10 protein-coding genes are annotated in these 20,126 nt (G+C 43.5%); 9 read left to right on the top strand and 1 reads right to left on the bottom strand.

Features of this window, described 5'->3' with window-relative positions; genetic code table 11:
* The first annotated feature begins 3 nt into the window (after positions 1 to 3).
* Both DUT71_RS14905 and DUT71_RS14895 read left to right on the top strand, forming a co-directional pair.
* A complete protein-coding gene (locus tag DUT71_RS14905) occupies positions 4 to 2,862 on the top strand; it encodes a T9SS type A sorting domain-containing protein (RefSeq protein WP_113663338.1) in 2,859 nt (952 codons plus the stop codon).
* Between the two features lie 479 nt (positions 2,863 to 3,341).
* Positions 3,342 to 3,551 (top strand): DUF6965 family protein, encoded by a 210-nt coding sequence (locus tag DUT71_RS14895; protein WP_113663336.1) that lies wholly within the window; start codon positions 3,342 to 3,344, stop codon positions 3,549 to 3,551.
* A 32-nt stretch (positions 3,552 to 3,583) separates the two neighbouring features.
* Here DUT71_RS14895 and DUT71_RS14890 read toward each other — a convergent pair whose 3' ends face one another.
* Positions 3,584 to 4,609: a winged helix-turn-helix domain-containing protein gene (locus DUT71_RS14890; protein WP_113663335.1), complete on the bottom strand. Its 1,026-nt coding sequence runs from the start codon at positions 4,607 to 4,609 to the stop codon at positions 3,584 to 3,586.
* Between the two features lie 496 nt (positions 4,610 to 5,105).
* On the opposite strand from DUT71_RS14890, the gene DUT71_RS14885 reads away from it, so the two are divergent.
* The 7 genes from DUT71_RS14885 to DUT71_RS14855 are packed head-to-tail and all read left to right on the top strand — an operon-like array spanning position 5,106 to position 20,125.
* Positions 5,106 to 8,288, top strand: a complete 3,183-nt coding sequence (locus DUT71_RS14885; protein WP_113663334.1) for a SusC/RagA family TonB-linked outer membrane protein — start codon at positions 5,106 to 5,108, stop codon at positions 8,286 to 8,288.
* A 17-nt stretch (positions 8,289 to 8,305) separates the two neighbouring features.
* Positions 8,306 to 9,874 carry a RagB/SusD family nutrient uptake outer membrane protein gene (locus DUT71_RS14880; RefSeq protein WP_113663333.1) on the top strand — a complete coding sequence of 523 codons (1,569 nt, stop codon included), beginning with the start codon at positions 8,306 to 8,308 and terminating at the stop codon, positions 9,872 to 9,874.
* 17 nt (positions 9,875 to 9,891) lie between these two features.
* Positions 9,892 to 10,791 (top strand): DUF5017 domain-containing protein, encoded by a 900-nt coding sequence (locus DUT71_RS14875; RefSeq protein WP_240186952.1) that lies wholly within the window; start codon positions 9,892 to 9,894, stop codon positions 10,789 to 10,791.
* On the top strand, positions 10,788 to 13,403 hold the full coding sequence (locus DUT71_RS14870) for a glycoside hydrolase family protein (RefSeq protein WP_113663331.1): 2,616 nt from the start codon (positions 10,788 to 10,790) through the stop codon (positions 13,401 to 13,403). Before DUT71_RS14875 ends, DUT71_RS14870 begins: the two co-directional genes overlap by 4 nt.
* 11 nt (positions 13,404 to 13,414) lie before the next feature.
* Positions 13,415 to 16,828, top strand: a complete 3,414-nt coding sequence (locus DUT71_RS14865; RefSeq protein ID WP_205313957.1) for a hypothetical protein — start codon at positions 13,415 to 13,417, stop codon at positions 16,826 to 16,828.
* Positions 16,829 to 16,844: 16 nt separating this feature from the next.
* Positions 16,845 to 18,236, top strand: a complete 1,392-nt coding sequence (locus DUT71_RS14860) for an SGNH/GDSL hydrolase family protein (protein ID WP_240186951.1) — start codon at positions 16,845 to 16,847, stop codon at positions 18,234 to 18,236.
* A complete protein-coding gene (locus DUT71_RS14855) occupies positions 18,224 to 20,125 on the top strand; it encodes a glycoside hydrolase family 97 protein (RefSeq protein WP_240186950.1) in 1,902 nt (633 codons plus the stop codon). Before DUT71_RS14860 ends, DUT71_RS14855 begins: the two co-directional genes overlap by 13 nt.
* Position 20,126: the final 1 nt, after the last annotated feature.

Below are 20,126 nucleotides of genomic sequence, written 5' to 3'. Positions count from 1 at the left end.
TTTATGGGGAAATATCTACTTTTAATGCTCATTGCTATAAGCTGTGGCAATCTCGTACAGGCACAATCAGGTTCTGGTTGGGAGTGGGCATCCGCTTCAGGTACAACATCTTCGTCGCCAGGCATCGTTTCAAATGACATTGCTACCGACGCCAGTGGGAATGTCTTTGTAGTGGGGCGCTTCTACAGTACGGCAATGTCCATTGGCCCGTTCAGCTTGTCTGCGGCTACTGGATCCGACATCTTCATTGCAAAATACCATGCTTCGGGAAATGTACAATGGCTCAAACGCCACACCCCGCCAACGGGTTACAACGAGGTAAGTAAAGTAATCACCACCGATACGGAGGGCAATATTTACATCGGCGGAACAGACGATACACCTACCTTATCTGGTAGGGCATTTTTAGCAAAGTACGATACCAACGGCAACATGCTATGGAACAAATTTTATTCATTGTTCGAAGTGGGCGGTGTCAATATCGCTGCCGATGGCAACCCGGTAATCATGGAAAGCAATCAAACAGCCAAGAATATACTGAAGGTTAATAAAGCTGACGGGTCTATAATCTGGACAGTACAAAATATCAATGCGGGTTCAAATAGCACATCTGTTTACAAAGATTTTATGGATCAGAATGGCAACATCTATTACACCTGCTTCACTTCTGCGGCGGCAACCGTTAGCATCGCGGGCGAAAGCATCACAACCAATGGCTTGGCCAGTTTTATTGCTTCTGTAGATGCCAATGGACAAAAAAGATGGGTGAAAACCATCAACAATATACAAGTGGTGCTAGGTTACACTATTGACGAGACTGGAAAGAGCTATATTGTTTTTTCAGGTGGCGGTGGCGATACCTTCCAAGGAATTCAGACTACCATATTGACCAATAGGTACTTCGAATTAGATCAAATGGGTTTGGTGACCAAGCACAGTCTGGTTTCGCCCTATGCAGCAACTAGAGCAATGTTTAGGGTGAGGAACAATTATGTTTATGGGTTTTATCTAGACCAGGGCGGCACGGCACATGGGGCTTCTTTTGGCGACTATTTTTATGGAATACCCGCTACATCTACCTTTGCGCTGGGCATCATCGTAAAGTATAGCATTTCAAATGAACAGGTGGTTTGGGCTAACGCTTTCGAGGTCAACGGATCTAGCTATGTTTCTGGTAGTTTTGACGCAATCGGCTTTGCAGGCAACGGAAAAATACTGGTAGCTGGTTCTTATGGTACATCGGTAAAGTTTGGATCCGCAAACTTGACAGCAAATGGCGCAACTTACGCTACAGATTTCTATGTAGCACAATTTAATGGCGACCAGATTGCACCGCCTGCAATGACCAAATGGACAGGGGCAGCAGCGGATGGTAACTGGAGCAATGCGTCTAATTGGGATAATGGTGTTCCAGATGGTACTAAAAAAAGTGTGCTGCCTGGCGGTCTAACATCTTACCCGAATAACATACCGGCCAATGCACAAGGCGGTAAACTAGAGGTTGCCGTTGGAGCAAAGGTACAGCTGCCGCTGAATTTTTCGGCAGTTGGCGGAATAGTCAATAATGGTGCTATAGAAATCAACGAAAGTACTTCTGGGACTTTTATGGGAACTTTTGCCAACAATATCAAACCTACGGGCAGTGGTAAATTGGTATTTAAAAATGATAAGACTACGATATATCTCACGCAGCCGCTAGACCAATCTATCGAGATCAATAGCGCGGCCCCAGTGAGCACCTATGGCGGAACCATCAATGGAGACCTTGTTTTGACCAATGGAAATTTGAATTTCGTTGTCGCAATATATCCACTTACGGTAAACGGAAACATCTCCGGGGGATCTGCTTCAGGTTATGTTTCAGGAGGTGTGCTAAACAGAAAAGTAACAGGGTTGGGCAACTATGTATTTCCGATTGGTACCGCTGATCGTTATGCACCTGTAAACTTGAAGTTGGACAATGTTGTTGGTCCACAAATGATTGCTGCAAGCTATGCCAAAAACATCAACGGATCATCGCCAAACACCAATGCGGGTGGGCAATCGGTAAACGCATTATTGAACGCAGGGATATGGACCATTACGCCAGATGTTGCCTTGGCCAGCGGCAGTTACACCATTACTTTGGAAGGACGGGGCTATACCAATGGAGTGGCCAATGCGGCAAATTATGTGGTGTTGAAAAGGGCAAACTCCTCAGGAGCTTGGGGGTTTTTCGGCGCTAATGGTACGTCAACACAAGTTGGCGGCGTGGTTACTGCAACCGCAGGAAATATCAACGGCTTTTCCGATTTTGCCATAGGTATTGCCGGTGGCCAGGTTCCGGTAGTGTTGCCGGTTAAACTTACCACCTTTACCGTAAAAGTAACCCAATCTTATATCAACTTAAATTGGCAAACACTCAACGAACTTAACAATGATAAGTTCGTGATAGAACGTAGTGTTAATGGGCTTGATTTTATTCCCGTAGGCGAGGTAAATGGAAATGGAACTTCTGGCCATGTAAACCATTATGCCTGGCAAGACCGAAATCCACAGCCAGGAAATAATTATTATAGGCTTAAACAGCTGGACCTTGATGGTGCCACTGAATACAGCGAAGTAAGGCTAGCCAGGTTTACAGTGGCAGAGGGAAAAGTTCAGGTTTTCCCAAATCCTGCGAGCAGTTACATCACCCTTAGTATGGCTGGATCTGCCATTACTAAAGTTGACCTGGTAGATATTTCGGGCCGCACCGTAGCCTGTTTTGTGCATCCTTCGCAAAAAATCGCACTGCCGTCATTGGCAAATGGCACCTATATGGTGATCGTCAACCATGCTGATGGAACACAAACCAGGCATAAGATAGCAGTACAAAATTAAATCGGTTATTAATTAATTCACTAATGAAAAAATAATATTGATCATTTGGTTTGGACTGTTGGGGCAAGCTTATGTCCAAATAGCAGTTCATGAAATGGATCAGGGAGTTGCTGCATTCAAGCGAAAAGATTATCAGCAGGCCACGGCATGGTTTAAAAAAAGCGGCACATTTGGGAAATTAAAACCAGTTTTTTCATGTCTGGCACCAATGTTCGGTTTTAACCTAATGAGCTATAGTTGCGTGCCTTGGTTTACTTAATTTCAACCATATCCTTTTAACTTTGGTTGGCCCTGGTTACCGGTCAAAAGATCAACCTATCAGGCACAAGCCACCTAAAAAGATCAGAATTGTGGGACTATTACGGTATGGTTTTTTCAACGGATTAGAACCACTATTCCATACATCTTTTTCATCAATAAGCTAAGAGATAGCGGTCAATTTTTTTGCCCATGTTGGGCAGGTTTTTTATCTTCGCAGCATGTCAATCGAAGAGCTTGAAGAATGGTTTAGAAATGCCCCAGCGCCAGAAATGCCCGTATATTTGGATGCGGCTACCAAAGTGAATGATTATCAGTATTTCATTAGCTCACATTTTGAAGGGATTAAGGCTGCAAAGCATGAAAACAGCAAAGCGCCCTTATTGGCTAGGCTGCTGAAAATGAAGCTGGCCATCGAATCGAATTTATAAGATTTACAAAGGATACGAATAGGGGTGTGGCATTAAAGTGAACACCTCTTGATAACCCTGGTAGGATTTCTTTTTACCACCACTTTTTCTTCCAGGATAGCCTGGGCCACTGTTTTGCCCATCGCTTCAAAATCGGTAGAGATTACGGTAATCCCGTCTTCCAAGATCTCTTTAACGTCAGAATCGTTGTAGGAGATCAGTCCAATATCCTTACCCAGTTTAAGATTTTTTTTCCTGGCCAATTTGATCAGCATCACGTCGTCTGTATCGTATCTGCTAAACGTTACATAAGCATTGCCCCTTTGGAAATTTTTTTCGTCAATTTCCGATTGTATCAAATAAGGATGTGCTATTTCGGTGCAATAACGTAAAAAACCTTCAATCACCAATTTGGCATGCACTGCTTCGGGGTGGGCCACCAAAATCAATCGGCTATATTTTTTCAGCTCATCTTTTAATTGATGTAGGCTATGGTAAATATCGTGCCCATAATCTTGGTAAATGCTGCTGTAATTGCCCAATAAGCCCGGTTCGTTTAAATCAATGATGATACGTTTCTTATCAGGGATCAGATTTAGCACAGGGGCTACGTCTTCTTTTAAAAATGTGGCAATCACATAATGCGTATAAGCACCCAGGTTCTCCTTAATTAGGTTTTCGAAAACCTGATAATTATGGTGATGAAAATAAATATCGATGTCGGCCCTGTCTTCTAGCCGCGCAAAAAGCGTTCTGTAAAACTGCTCACGTAAAATATTCATCTTATCTAAAAGCAAAAAAACACGATAGCTGTGGTGGATCGCTTTTTTACGCACATAGTAACCCTTTCTGTATACCGATTCGATGATGCCTTTTTCTACCAGCTCGTTTAAGCCTTTCAAAAGGGTTTCTTTACTCATCCCCAAATGTTGCTGTAATTGCTTCAGCGAGGGCAGCTGGTCGCCAATATGAAGCTGGTCCAGTTCAATGAGCGAGGTAATGTGGTCAGCAAGTTGTTGGTATTTCAATTTGCTTTGAATACCTTTTTGAGGCGAATTTTTACCTTGAAAGTTGATCATACAGGTATTGGTTTTGCAACAAATGTAAGGAATAGACCATACAAACCAAACCAGTCTAGCCTTAATTTCCTATAAACACTGCATAAGAGCGCCGTAAGCGCATTTTTGTAAATTTATTTTTTTAATAGAAATAAAATGCTTTATATTTGAATAAGCAAACCAGTCCAGACCAGACTATTTGTTTTTAAACTGTATGAAATAGGATCTCTTTTATCAGTCGGCAACATTTTTTAACCAAGAAAGCGTGCCGATATTGAATAATGCAGGTGTTCTTATCGTAATAAATAAGGGGATTTCCCTGGAAATGATTTTGTATGATTCTACGATTGGTTGAACAGCTACAACCCAATGGAGTAGAAAGATGGAAATGGTGTTGAGGCGCAGATAAGCAAATATGATGAGCCGTAATTGGATAATTAGTGGGGTAACGGTCATCAGAAAAGCAATAGGGACACCAGGCCCATTGCTATAAATAGTAAGCCAAATATAAATTTATATGAAACCAACCCTAATTTTAACTGTGTTTTTGGTTTTGGGAATTCCGCTGGCCATTTGGGCCCAGGCCGTGAAAACCATAACCGGAACTGTTGTAGATGAAAGCGAGGCGCCCTTGCCGGGTGCAAAAATCATGATCCGAGGAAAAACTACTGCAGTTGTGGCCGATCCTCAAGGCAAGTTTAGCCTCCCCAATGCCAAGGAAAGCGATTTGCTGGTGGTATCCATGATTGGTTATACAACCAAAAGTGTAATCGTAACGGCTCAAAACCAATACCTTGTACAATTATTGCCTAGTAGCCAAACACTTAACGATGTGGTTATTATAGGCTACGGAGAGGTTAGGCGCAAAGACCTTACCGGTTCGGTAGGTTCCGTAAATATGAAAGACCTGGAAAAGGCCCCAGTAGTATCTTTTGAAGACGCCTTGGCCGGAAGGATAGCGGGCGTACAGGTAGGCTCTGGCGATGGACAGCCAGGCAGTACCAGCAACATCACCATCCGTGGTGGAAATTCTATTACCCAATCCAATGCTCCTTTGTACGTAATTGATGGATTTCCAATGGAAAATCCGGATAATAACATCATCAATCCAGATGACATCGAGTCGATAGAAATATTGAAAGATGCTTCATCTACGGCTATTTATGGGGCCAGGGGCGCAAATGGGGTCATCATGATCAAAACCAAGCAGGGAAAAACCGGCCCGCCGGTAGTAAGCTATAACAATTGGTTGGGCTATCAATATCCTACCAAGCAAATAGCGGTGATGAGCCCTTACCATTTTGTAAAATACCAGCTAGAGCTTAACAAAACAAGTGCTACCGCTCTGTACCTGCAAAATGGCAGGACCCTGGATTCCTATAAAGATCAGGAAGGAATAAACTGGCAAGACCATGTATTGCAGAATGCCTTTGTGCAAAACCATAATTTTTCTTTGCGAGGCGGTACTGCGGCTACAAAATATTCCTTGAGCAGTTCGTTCCTGGATCAAAACGGCATTGTGATCAACGGGGGGTACAGGCGGTACCAGGGCCGTTTTCAGATTGACCAAAACGTAGGCAAAAATTTCAGGATTGGTTTAAATACCAATTATACTTACGGGATCAAAAGGGGCCAAATTGCAAATTTGACCGGCGATAATCTGAACACAAGCTCTGCCGGAAACGCAAGTTCGTATTTATTGTACAGCGTTTGGGGATACCGCCCAATTACCGGCAGGGGCGATGAGGAAAGCTTCATCGATCAGCCGTTTGACGACGAACAAGTTGCATCAAATACCGATTTAAGGATCAACCCTATCGTAAACTCCAACAATATGTATATGTACGCGTTCAACAGATCGCTGCTGGCTAATGCGTTTGTGGAGTATTCGTTCCTCAAATACTTTAAATTTAGGGTACAGGGCGGTCTTACGGAAACCAATTTAAACTTTGAGCGCTTTAACAATTCAAAAACCGCTGCCGGAAACCCACGTACCCAGTACGGTGCCAATTATGGGATTAATGGTTCGATAGATCATTTAAACATCCGTAACCTGTTGAATGAGAATTTAATCACTTTTAACCGAACGTTTAACAAGAAACACCGCATAGATGCTGTTGGTGGATTTACCATGCAGCGAAGCAGTACCGAAGGCGATGGTTACGTATCTATCCTGCTTCCCAATGAAATGTTGGGAATAAAAGGGTTGGACCAGGGCACAATATTATCCAAAACAATGTCGGGATCTTATGCCACCTTGGTGTCGTTTTTGGGACGCGTAAACTATAGCTTTAATTCCAGGTATCTTTTCACGCTATCCTTCCGTAGCGATGGGTCTTCAAAATTTTCTCCCAGCAACAGGTGGGGATATTTTCCTTCTGGTGCATTTGCCTGGAACCTTGGCGAGGAAAGCTTTATCAAGAAAATCAAGACCATTTCTTCGGCCAAACTTCGGCTGTCGTATGGGGTAACCGGAAATAACCGCGTATCTGATTTTGCCTATTTGAGTGTTTTAGATCAGGAAGTTGGCGCCAATACGGGCAACACCAGAAGTGGTTATTATTTCAACGGAACATATATTAAGGGTACTGTACCTGTTGGTGTGGGCAACGAGAACCTCAAATGGGAGCGCACAGGTAATTTAGATATCGGGCTGGATTTCAGCTTGTTGAACAATAGGTTGAGCTTAACCACCGATTATTACCATAAACGAACTACAGATTTATTGTTGAATGCCTCAATGCCTACTTCAACAGGCTACCTCACTGCCTTTAAAAATATTGGGGTAGTGGTAAACAAAGGCCTTGAATTTACCCTCAATACGGTGAATGTTAAAACAAAGCGATTTAACTGGACCTCAAATTTCAATATCGCCTTCAACACCAATGTGGTAAAGGAACTTAATGGCGACCAGCCAAGCCTGATCACAAGGATTACAAACTGGAACTCCAACTTTAACAACTCATTGCCTTATATTGCGCTACCAGGACGACAAGTGGCCTTGTTTTATGGCTATGTGTACGACGGATTATACCAACTGTCTGATTTTAATGTTTTGCCCGGGGGCGGCTACGAGCTAAAGCTTGATGTGCCTAACAATGGTAGTTCCCCATCCCTCATCAAACCCGGTTTTATCAAGTATAAGGATATCAATGGCGATGGTGTAGTTGATGCCAATGACCAAACCATTATTGGCAATCCTAATCCAAAGCACATTGGAGGCTTTTCCAATAACTTTAGGTATGGCGCATTTGATCTGAACGTGTTTTTGCAATGGTCGTACGGTAATGATATCCTCAATGCTAACCGTATCGTATTTGAAGGTGCCGAGGCCAGGTCAAACCTGAATATGTTTAAAACTTTCGAAAACAGGTGGTCATTGGATAACCAAGATGGCACATTGCCCACAACAGGCGGCTACGGGCCAAATGTATTCTCCAGTAGAAATATCGAAGACGGATCTTTTATCAGGTTGAAAACAGTTTCCCTGGGATATAATTTTTCGGCTTCGTTAATGAAAAAATGGAAAATACAATCCGCACGAGTGCACATCTCGGCGCAAAATTTAGCCACCATTACCAACTATAGCGGCCTGGATCCGGAGGTTTCCGTTAGACATACGGCGCTTACACCAGGTTTCGATTGGAGCCCTTACCCTAGGGCCAGGACCATCACCCTTGGTATGAACCTAACTTTTTAACGATAAATGTTTTTACAATGAAAACAGTTTTATTTTATATCGCAATGGTGCTGGCGCTGGGAGCCACATCATGTTCGAAAATTCTCGACACTACTCCACAGGATTTTGTGTCGCCCGTAAATTATTACAATACCGAAAGCGAGTTGGAATCGGCGTTGGCGGGCGTTTACGACCGTTTGGGCGACAACAGGGTGTATGCCCAGGGAATGGCCTGCTATATGGTTTTTAGCGATGAGTTCTTCATGAAAAACCAAATGTCTGGAATGAATGCCAACATTGTAGATGCTTCGACCCTAGAGCTGAACAGGCACTGGGAAGCACTTTATACAGGTATTGAGCGGGCAAATATGCTGCTTGATAATATTGATAAGGCCGTGCAGGTGAACGAAACCAAACGCAATGAAATCAAGGGCCAGGCACTCTTTTTAAGGGCCTACTATTATTTCCTGCTAACGGATGAATTTGGCGCAGTGCCATTAAAGCTCAAATCAACCAAAACACCTGAGGAAGAGCCGCTCCCAGGTACACCAGTTAAGGATATTTACGAACGTATTGTGGTAGACATGAAGCAGGCGGAAACCTTGGTGAAATCGGTAGCTGATTATGGCTACAACACACGGATCACCAAAACTACCGTACAGGGGATATTGGCCAGGGTGTACCTCACCATGGCGGGCTTTCCGTTAAATGATGTAGCCAAATATGCTGATGCCAGGATTTATGCAGATAAGGTCATCAAATCTGGATTGCACGATCTAAGCCCTGATTTCAGCCTGATCTACATCAACCATGTGAAAGAAGTATTTGATATCAAAGAAAACCTTTGGGAAGTAGAGTTTAAAGGTACCGGGCAAGGAGAAATCCAGGAAGCGGGTACCATAGGAAGTTATAACGGTATTACCTGCGGAATTATTGAAATAGGCTATGGTTACGATTATGTGCATGCTACCGCGAAACTTTACAATGCTTATGGAGCAGGTGACCTTAGAAGAGATTGGACCGTTGCACCATTTCGGTATGTAACCAGCGGACAAACAGCCACCAAGACCAATTGGGCTGCTGATCAGATCTATGAAAGAAGTAACGGTAAATGGAGGCGTGAATATGAACTGGTTTTACCCAGAAACCAAAACATGACCGGAACCAATTGGCCGTTATTGAGGTACTCAGATGTATTGCTGATGTTTGCCGAGGCCGAAAATTATTTGAACGGGCCATCTGCTGATGCCTACGATGCGGTAAATAAGGTAAGAAGAAGAGGTTATGGAAAAAGCATTACCACGCCTGACGCCGTAGCTGACGCTCCCGCAGGGCTGGCTCAGCAGGATTTTAATGAATTGATCAGGAACGAGCGCTTGCGGGAACTGGCTTTTGAAGGGCTGCGCAAGCATGATTTAGTACGTTGGGGCATTTATCCTACAGTAATGCAGGCCCAGGCAAGAGAATACCAAACCAACATGCCTGTTGCCTTAAGAGATGCCGCAGTTGCCCAGGCACAACGTGTAACGGACAGGGCCGTTTTATTCCCTATTCCAAATAGTGAACTAGCTGTTAATCCAAATATTAGACAAAATACAGGATGGTAACTTTAAATTCAATACACATGAATAAGCTATTCATAGCATTTGTGTTGCTCTTATCAATCACTTCTTGCCAAAAAACCTATGATTTGGAACCCCAAGACGATTTCGCAGTAAGCACAGAAAAAACAACTTACAAAGTGGGGGAAACCGTGAGGTTTAACTTTAGCGGAAACGCTGAAAACGTGGTGTTTTGGTCGGGCGAGGTAGGCCGTAAATATGAATTCAGGAAACGAACTTTTGTTGAAGGAAATAAGGTTTCATTAAACTTTAAAACCTTTGCCCAATTTGGACTAATGCCCATAGACCAATCGGTAATCAAATTGTACGTTTCTACCGATTTTAACGGGAAGTATGATGGAATTAGTGTAAAAGCAGCTACCTGGAACGATATCACCAGCCAGGCAACACTTTCTTCTGGTGTAGACCAAACTCCATCGGGAAATATTGACTTGACCAGCTTTGCTTCGCAGAATAAAAAAATGGCGATTGCATTAGTTTACAAAACCACCGTACAAAAGCCCGAAACACAGCAGAACAGATGGGTGATTCGTTCCTTTGATCTTAAACAGGTTAACCAACAGGGCGAGGAAAGCGTATTGGCCACCATGGCCACCGCCGGATGGGTAGCCTTTAATTTCAGTGGCCCAGCCACCAATTGGAGTATTACCTCCGCACAGTTGTTAACCGTAAGAAACAATACAGAGCTTGATGATGATTGGGTGGTAACTAAACAGTTTGATCCAAACAGTACCACTCCTGATAAAGGGGAGGCCATAAAAAACATCTCCCAAAATTTAAGGACATTCAGTAAAGTGTACACTAAAGCAGGTACTTACAAGGTCACCTTTGTGGCTACCAATGCCAATTTGAAAAAGTCGGAAAGCGTAGTGAAAGAATTTGAATTGACGATTACACCATGAGCATTAACCCAAATAAAAATAACTTCAAGATAACCATCCAGTTGCTGTTTTTGGTGGCACTGGTTAGCCATGGCTATGCGCAATTGGCTGTAAAGCCCCAACTAAATAATAGTTCGCTCCGTATTGGCTGGGAAAATACCAATAAAGGGTATCAGCTTAAACAATTGCAGGTCAAGGGAGCCAAAGGTTGGGAAACCATAGGCCATTTAAATGGTGCTTATACCCTGATTTACAGTGCTGAACAGCCTCAAATGGAGAATACGCTGAAAGACGATAATGGAAAGGAGATTTTGTTTCCGGAACCTGAATATCGGTACATCATCCCTACCTGGAAGGCCAATACTTCTGCGGTTTCCTTAAATAAAGAAGGGAATGTGATTTCTTTCTATCCAAATCAATACCAAAAAATTGGTCATAAATATGTGTTTAAACAGCAAACCAATGCAGGGGCAATAGAAGCCTCATGGCAATTAGATCCGGTTTACCAGAACGATGTTCGCGTATCGATCAAGCTAACTGCCAGTAAAGATGGATATTATTCTGTGGCAAGCCCTGAATTGGCGGTAGCCGATAAGGGCGAATTTAAATGGGCTTGTATTCCAGGGGTACTTCAGGGCGGTGCTATCAATACCAATTTTGTGGATGCCTATGCTTATGGCCACGGTGTACCAAACAAGCCAGTGGTGGTAAGAGAGCGAACAGCGGCCGCACTTACTTCGATACTAACCAATAAACAAGGGATTACCATGGCGGTTACCGCAGAGCCAGGAACTGGCCGTGATCCATGGGAATACGATAAATCAACGCAATCCAATTGGAATTTGGGTTTATCGCTGATCAATAGGCAAGAAAATCTCAGCCCAACACTGTACCATCCGGTACTTGGGCAAAAAAAATCCTACCTCAAAAAGGGCGAAAGCATCACTTTTGATTTTAGGTACACGATCAATAAGGCAGATTGGTACCAAGTTTACAAGCACGTGGTTAACGATGTCTATCAATTCGATAAACTGTTGCAATTGAAACAAACTCACCAATCCTTATCAGCCCGAATGCTGCAACTTTTAGATTACGTTAAAAAAGACAGCACCTCCCGCTGGCGCACGTTCAATGCCAACGGCCTTACCATTGGCGCACAGGATTATTTGGGTGGCGTATATGAGTCGGAAAAGGATGCCGTAAAAAACGCCGATTACGGTGCCATGTGGATGTTGGCCAATCTTACCCAGGATTCAGTTTTGATGCACAAAAGATTACAGCATGCCCTGAACTTTAAATTGGCACAGCAAAACACCCACAACGGTTTTTTTAAAGGCGCTGCGGCAGGTCAATATTACCTGTATAACTCCAATCGGTTCACCGAGGAGTGGGGACCTTACACCGAACCTATTGCCACTACCTACTACATGCTGTTGGATATGGGCAATGTTTTTCTGTTCGAAAAAGATAACCAAAAGCTCAAATCGGCCATACGTTTGGCCGCCGATTGGTTGTTGGCAAAAATGAAACCGCAGGGCGATTGGGAAGTGGCCTATCATAACACCACTTACCAGCCTATGTTTACCGATCAGAAGGACTACAGGCCAACTTTTTATGGATTGTTGGTCGCCTATCAAATCCTAAAAGATGAAAAATATTTAAATGCCGCCATTAAAAGTGCCGACTGGTTTATCAAAAATGCGGTAAACAAAGGTTACTTTTTGGGGGTTTGTGGCGATGCCCGTTTTGCGCCTGATTTTGCTACCGGCCAAAGCGCCCAGGCATTGCTTGATCTTTACGACATCACCAAGGCGCCACGCTTTAAGCAGGCCGCCATTAAAACCGCACAATTTTATACCACTTCTATTTATTCGCATCCTATTCCAAACCTTGGCAATAAAAAAAATGGACCAAGACAACTTCAGGAATGGCAGATCAGTCAGGTAGGTTTAAGCTTTGAGCATGGCGGTATCTTAGGTTCGGCCAACAACAGCGGGCCTATTTTGTTGGCCAGTCATGCCGGAATGTTTGTCAGGTTATTTCAATTAACCAAAGACTCGCTTTACCTAAAAATGGCCAGAACTGCTGCGTTAAGCAAAGATGCCTTTGTGGACCCAGCTACAGGGGTGGCTTCTTATTATTGGAGTGCCATGAATAGGGGGGCAGGTCCATTCCCGCACCATGCCTGGTGGCAGGTAGGCTGGATTACCGATTACCTGATGGCCGAACTTTCCTTACGTTCTAACGGTAAAATTGATTTTCCTGCCGGATTTGTAACGCCTAAAGTGGGGCCGCACAAAACTTTTGGATTTGAGAAAGGCAAGATTTTTGACAAAACGGGAGATCTGGTATTGGTCAATCAATTGGTGTCGCTGCCAAATCCAAACATGGATTATGTGTGTGCCGTCAACAAAAAGGATCAAATATTTTATCTTTTTGTACTCAACAATGACAACCAAACCCAGGAAGGTCCGCTGCAACTGGATACCTCACGTTTCATGCAACAATTCCGCTTAAAGCCCGAAACGGTGCAATGTTTTTCGGCCACGGGCGCAAAAATACCTTATGCCGCCAATGATCAGATCAAAATATCGCCCTATGGCTTACAGGTATATACATTTAAGTACCAATAAATTTTAAGCTCATGCATTTGTTCCGAAACCCTTTACGTTTAGTCATTTTTATAAGCCTGTTCTTTAATGTAACTAAGGTCTTTGCCCAAGAGGGGAAATGCTTGGTGCTGGGTACCGATTTCCAATTTAAAGGCAAGTGGTTTACCGAAGCAAACCGAGAGGGGATTAGCGGCAATATCTTAAGGTTTTTAGATGGCGAATTGGACCATACCTCAGATGCTTTAACGGTACTTCGCATTGGAAAACCCGGACGTTATACCGTTTGGATACGCACACCGGATTTCGAAACCTCACCTCGTACTCGTTTATTTCAGCTATCGGTTGATGACACTAAATTCAAAAAAGCGGGCGGACATGGAAAAGTTGGGTATGCTTGGGAGCAGCTGGGTACTATCGACCTTAAAAAGGAGGAGGCTTTATTGAGATTGCACAATTTCAATTATGGGCGATGCGATGCCATTTTATTTACTCAAGATGACTCGGTAGATCCCAATAAGCTCGATAAAAAATTATTGCTTTCTTGGAAAAAACAACCTCTGGAGCAACAGGTATTTACCGAGCAGAAAAAGGCTACGGTTCCGGCCATACGGTTAAATGATAACGATAAAGTAATTGCCGAAATTGAAAACGGTTTAGTGCGGTTGCAGTTTTTGGCCGCGGGCGCTAATCAAAAAGCCATTGCTTGCCGTACCGCTTTCAAAAATCAAGGGAAATGGCAGGAACCCATGGGTACCAAAATGGAAGACCATAGTGTTTTTCTGCTAACCAGCAACCAAACGGCCATCCGTTACAACAAATACTATCCAACTTGGGATTCGCAGACCCCAAAATCATACTTTACTTTTAAGGATGAAAAACATGCCGTGCATAAACCAGGCGATGATTTCAATCCTTTTGAGGCAGGAAACTTGAGTGAAGCCATTCCTGTTTCGGCCCAAAAGATAGACGCTCAAACCATAGAAGTGCAGTATGTGACCCGTAATGGCTCTACCATCAAAGGATTGTGGTCGTTACAACCAGCACAACAGCATATCCGCTTACGTTTGATTTGTAAAACAGCCCAGCCAGGATATTACAGCATGGGAGTTGCCGCCTTTCAACCTATTGGCCAGCAGGAATTGGAGAACGTGTCGATGGCACCGATGTTTCAATATAAGCGTGTTTCCGATGGGCCACAGATGATGCTTACCTCGATGATGCAACAGCCGGCAGCCATTGTCTCTTCAAAAACACCTACTGGAATAGCTTCCAGTTATGTGGCGGCGGGAACAGCATTGTTGGGAAAAGACTGGGGTTCGGTAGATTATGCTCCGGCGGGTTTTACGCTTAAAAACCACAACAATCAACTACAAGCGGTCATGTTTTCGCCAGTAATGGGCATGAAAGATTCTAAATATGCCACAGGCGATTTAATTGACAGAGAATTTGCACTGGGTTTAACCGCTGGCGACTGGAATACAGCGATAGATGAGGTCTCTAAAGAAATATTAGAAGTAAAGGATTACCGCAAGCAAAAACAGGCATCATTAACAGATGCCGTGTTTAACATGATTGATTTGATCAAAGATGACAATGCTGGTGGCTGGGCACCTGAGTTAAAAGGGTTTTATGACATTGAAGGCGATCCTACTACCGCACCCACCGTGGTAAATGCTACGCCTTTGGCCAATATAGCCTTATCCGTCTTGCAAAACGATGAAGATTTTTACCTGAAACGTTCGTTGCCCACCATCGAGTTTACGCTTTCGAGAAGTGGCTACCGCTGGGCTACCGATATTGTGCCTACGGCCTTTAACGCCACCAGAAAAACCTTGGAAATGAATCCTTTCACCTCGCAGTTTACCACTTCCTATTACGTGGGCTTAGATCAACTGCTGGGGAAATTAAATCCTTGGATCAAAGCCATTGCCCTACCAGAAGATAGTTTAAGGATGGCCAAAGGATATTCAACGGATTTCCACGCATGGAACCAATCACTTTGGGCATACCAACTTACAGGCCAATCTAAATGGTTGCAACAAGCAAAAAAAGAAGCTGATCTTTTTATACAATATAAAATATATCACAACACTGATAAAGTACTGAGCCATATTCCTTTCTATAATGCCACTTTTTATGCACCTTGGTGGGATTTGGTGGATTTGTACGAAGTCACTAAAGAACAGAAATATTTAAAAGCAGCCGAATACGGAGCATATTTTACCATCGCTGGCATACGTAGTTATCCTGCAGTAAAGGATAGCCTACAGACCATACATCCTGGCAACAAATATGACGGCGTGACTCGCATTTGGTGGAAAGGCAATGCGCCCTACCGCTTAGGTTTTCCACGTAAAAAAGACGATGTATTGGAAAAGCAAGTGCCTCAGTGGTTGGTTTCTCCAGTAGGCTTAGGTTTGGAGCAGCCAAGTACCTACTTTACCCGGGTGAAAGGACAAACCGTTCACCCCGTGATGATGAGTAGTTGGGCGCCACATTTGTTGCGTTTGTTTCAATATGCGCACAAACCTATCTACGAAATTTATGCCCGCAATGCTGTTATTGGTCGTTTTGCAAATTATCCAGGTTACTACAGCACAGGCTTTACCGATGTGCCGATGTCGGCTGATTTCCCTTACAAAGGTCCTGATGTAAGTTCTATATATTATCACCATATTCCGCCACATTTGGCTTTTAGTCTAGATTACCTCATTACCGAAACCATCCAGCGTGCTAATGGAAATGTAGTGTTCCCATACAGTAAGCAAGAAGGGTTTGTATGGTTCAATAACCGCATTTATGGTGGTGCCAAGGGGAAGGTTTTTGGAGATCATGAAGTGACCTTGCGAATGCGCAAAGATTTGGTAAAAGTTCAGCATCCAGAAATTAACTATGTAACGGCCGTTTCAGCTCAAAACTTCTGGATTTTGCTCTCTTCCGAAGCAGAAAGTGCGCAACAAGTGGCAGTACATTGGAGCGAGGCTGCGAATGCCCAAAAAGAAGGTAAGGCAACCATTTACAGCAATGACGGAAAAGCTGTTCCTGCCGGTTTTAACGGCGCAAAGATTGATGTTAACGTCCCGGCAAAAGGTTTTAAAGCCATTGCCATTCCCTTGGCAACGGCACCAGTCGCGGTTAAATATCAGCCTGTTAAAGATGGGATGAAAACATTTGACCTAGGCGCACCTTGGGGTAAAATCTATCTATTCCGTATCCGTTCCCCATTTGGATGGGATAGCATTTACGGTTTTGCAGAAACAGCGCCTTTAAAAGGTTATTCGGTGACGGTAACCTGTAATCAAAAAACACAACAAATAGCTCAATATCCTTTCGAGTGGAGTTTTAACAAATTAGCCATGGATGAAAATGCAACTGTTGAACTCACCTTTAAAAGCGAGGATGGGAAAGTAAAATCAAAAAAGATAGTGCTCAATGGGAATAAGTAAACATAAAGCAAAAATAATGTCACTCGGATTACTGATGATTGCCAACCTCTTATCTGCCCAGGAAAACGTAGATAGGGACAAAATTGCGGCTTCACAATCAGGAGCCTCGTCTATCTATTTTGAAACAGCTGAAGTAAACATTCCTTTGGTTGGGCCAGGCAGTTTCCATCACGTACAAGAGTGCCAGGTTCGTGGCGGACTACCTCGCTTCATTGCCAAAGCCAAGGCCGGGCAAGAACTTAAAGTTGCCTTTATTGGCGGCAGTATTACCCAAGCAAATTTTGGCTATCGCTTACAAACTGCCAACTACTTGGAACATGCTTATCCAAACGCCAAGTTTAAATGGGTGAATGCAGGTGTATCAGGTACGGGAACCGAATTGGGTGCTTTTAGAATAAAAGAGCAAGTGCTCGACTATCGTCCAGACCTTATTTTCATTGAATTTGCAGTGAACGGCGCTTATGCCGATGGGATGGAGGGCATGATCAGACAGGCCATTACATCTAATCCCCAAGTAGAAATCTGTTTAATCTACACCATTTTAAACGGTCAAACCGCTAGCTATCAAAAAAATGAAATCCCCCAAAACATCATAGGATTAGAAAAAGTAGCGGCACATTACAACTTGCCGTCTATACAGTTGGGCATGGAAGCTGCGAGTTTAGAAGCTTCAGGAAAATTAGTGTGGAAGGGCAATGCCCAATCCGTTGGTCCAGATCAGCTATTATTTTCCGAGGATGGGATACACCCCACTACTGCGGGTGGGAATTTGTACGCTGCGGCCATTGCCAGAGCGCTCGCAAAAATGGAAATGGTAAAAGAACCGCAAAACAGTCCATTGCCCAAACCCTTAATCACTTCGGCTTGGGACAATGCCACCATGGTAGATCCCGCAAAAATGGACCTGGCCAAAAGCGGTTGGCAGCTATTGAACACCGCCGAGCAACCTAACCTTAAAAAGTTTAGCCCTTGGTTTTCCGAAGTGCTTAGCGCAAACCGTCCAGAGGCCAGTTTCAGTTTTCGCTTTAAGGGCGATATGATCGGGCTCTTTGACATTGGCGGTCCAGAAGTGGGGCAGTTGGAATGGCTGATTGATGGTAAGCCCGTAAAATTAAACCGTGAAAAGCAAGGCAGTTTTAGCTATTATCAAACCACTGAATCTACCACGCCTGATGCCTTGAATAGGTTTAATGCCTACTGCAATAATCGCTACCGTGGACAATTTGATGTACTCAAAGTACCTGATGGTATTCATGTAGTTACCGTAAAAGTATCTGCACAAAAAGCCAATAAAACGGAGATTTTACCAGCAGATAAAAGAGCCGATATTCAACAGAACCCTGCCAAATACGATCAAACAGTGATTTATTTAGGTCGAATTTTATTGAGAGGAGAATGGTTAAAATGAACGGTCTCCATCCAACCAACCTTCGTCGATCGTTACTCACCATGTTGCTTTGCTTGCTAGGCTTTGCTAGGGCTCAAAGTGCGGCGCAGCCCTTGTTGATCAAAAGTCCCTCGGGCAAAGTAAGTGTGAGCGTATTTAAAGAAAAAGACAAAGGATTTTTTTATACGATGTCTTTAAATGGGGAGCTGTTGATAAAACCTTCATCATTAGGGTTAAGCATTGCAGGAAAGCCTTTGTTGGATGTAAGCGCAGAACCTGTGCTTTTGAGCAGTAAAACGGTTAAAGAATCCCTTACACTGCTGCGTTACAATGCACAACCTCGACAGGTTACCTACAAAAAGTATCAAATTGGTATCGGCAAAAATAAGATAGAAATTGCCTTGTTCGATCATGCTTGTGCCATACGCTACCAATTACCCAACACCACAGTGCACGTTACAAGTGAGCAAACCAGTTTTGTATTGGACGGAAGCACAAGGGTTTGGTTTTTTGAGCGCAATAACCACTGGAAACTTAAATCTTACGCTGGATTGTGGCTCCAAACCCGAATAGATAGTCTCGATCAGATTTCTAAAACAGGACCAATTCAAGGGAAACCCATTGTGGCGCAATTGGCAGATCAAAGCTACCTTTTTATTACCGAAGCCGCATTGAAAAACTACAGTGGCATGCGGTTAAAAGCCAACAAGAATAGCCTTTCGGTAGATTTTACTGAAGGAAATCAGGGCTTTGTGGTACCCGCAAATGAAAACGCATTTACCCCTTGGCGTGTGATAGGCTTGGCGGCCAATTTGAATGAATTAGCCAACCAAAACGTCGTGGCGGCGCTCAATGAAAAACCAGATCAGTCGCTTTTTGCAAATACCAATTACATCGTACCTGGTAAAAGCGCCTGGAGTTGGATCACTAGAGGTAACGATTATCTGGCACCCGCCACAGAAAGGAAAATCATAGATGCTGCGGCACAGCTCAACTTTAACTATACCTTAATTGATGATGGTTGGGAAGAAAAATGGAAAAATAAATGGGAAACCCTCAAAGACCTAATCGCCTATGGCAAGGCGAAGAAAGTTAAAATATGGGTATGGAAAGACTCCAAATATTTGAGAGATACCCGTTATTGTACGGCTTTTTTAGATACCCTAAGTCGTTTAGGCGTGGCGGGAATTAAAATTGATTTCATGAACAGCGAAGCGAAGGATCTGATAGATTTCGAAATCAACTTCCTGAAAATTGCAGCGCAAAAAAAGTTGATGGTCAATTTTCACGGCTGTCACACTTCCACAGGCGAATACCGTACTTATCCTAACGAAATGACCAGGGAAGGCATCCGTGGCATGGAGCTCAACATCATGAACGAACCCATCCCTGCCTGGCACAATGCGGCACTGCCTTTTACCCGCTTCATGACTGGCCCCGCGGATTACACGCCAGCGTTTTTTTCTAACCGAGCCGCTACTACATTGAGCCATCAATTGGCTTTGCTCTATTTGTTTGATTCGCCATTTCAATGTATTGCCGAAAACCCAATCACCTTGTTGAACGATCCTATCTATCAACCTATTCTTCCTTTGATTAAAGATTTGCCTACTACCTGGAATAACACGCTGGTACTTAATGGCAGTGAAATAGGCGTTTGCGCAATAGTGGCTAAACAGCACGGTAAGGATTGGTATGTGGCTGCCATCAATGGCTTAAACACCGAAAAGAAAGTAATGCTGGACCTGTCTTTTATTAAAAAGCTGTCAGCTTATAAAGCTACGCTTATTGAAGATCAAGGGAATGGTTTTCTTTCAACCGTTAAAGCGTCCTCTCAACTTCATCAGCAACAAATTACCCTTCCGCCAAACGGAGGTTTCGTCATCCAATTAAAATCCTTAGAAAAATAAT

The organism is Pedobacter nanyangensis, from assembly GCF_003313505.1.
GTDB classification, from domain to species: domain Bacteria; phylum Bacteroidota; class Bacteroidia; order Sphingobacteriales; family Sphingobacteriaceae; genus Pedobacter; species Pedobacter nanyangensis.
Note: the sequence above shows the minus strand (reverse complement) of the source record. Positions and strands in the feature narration are given on the sequence as shown.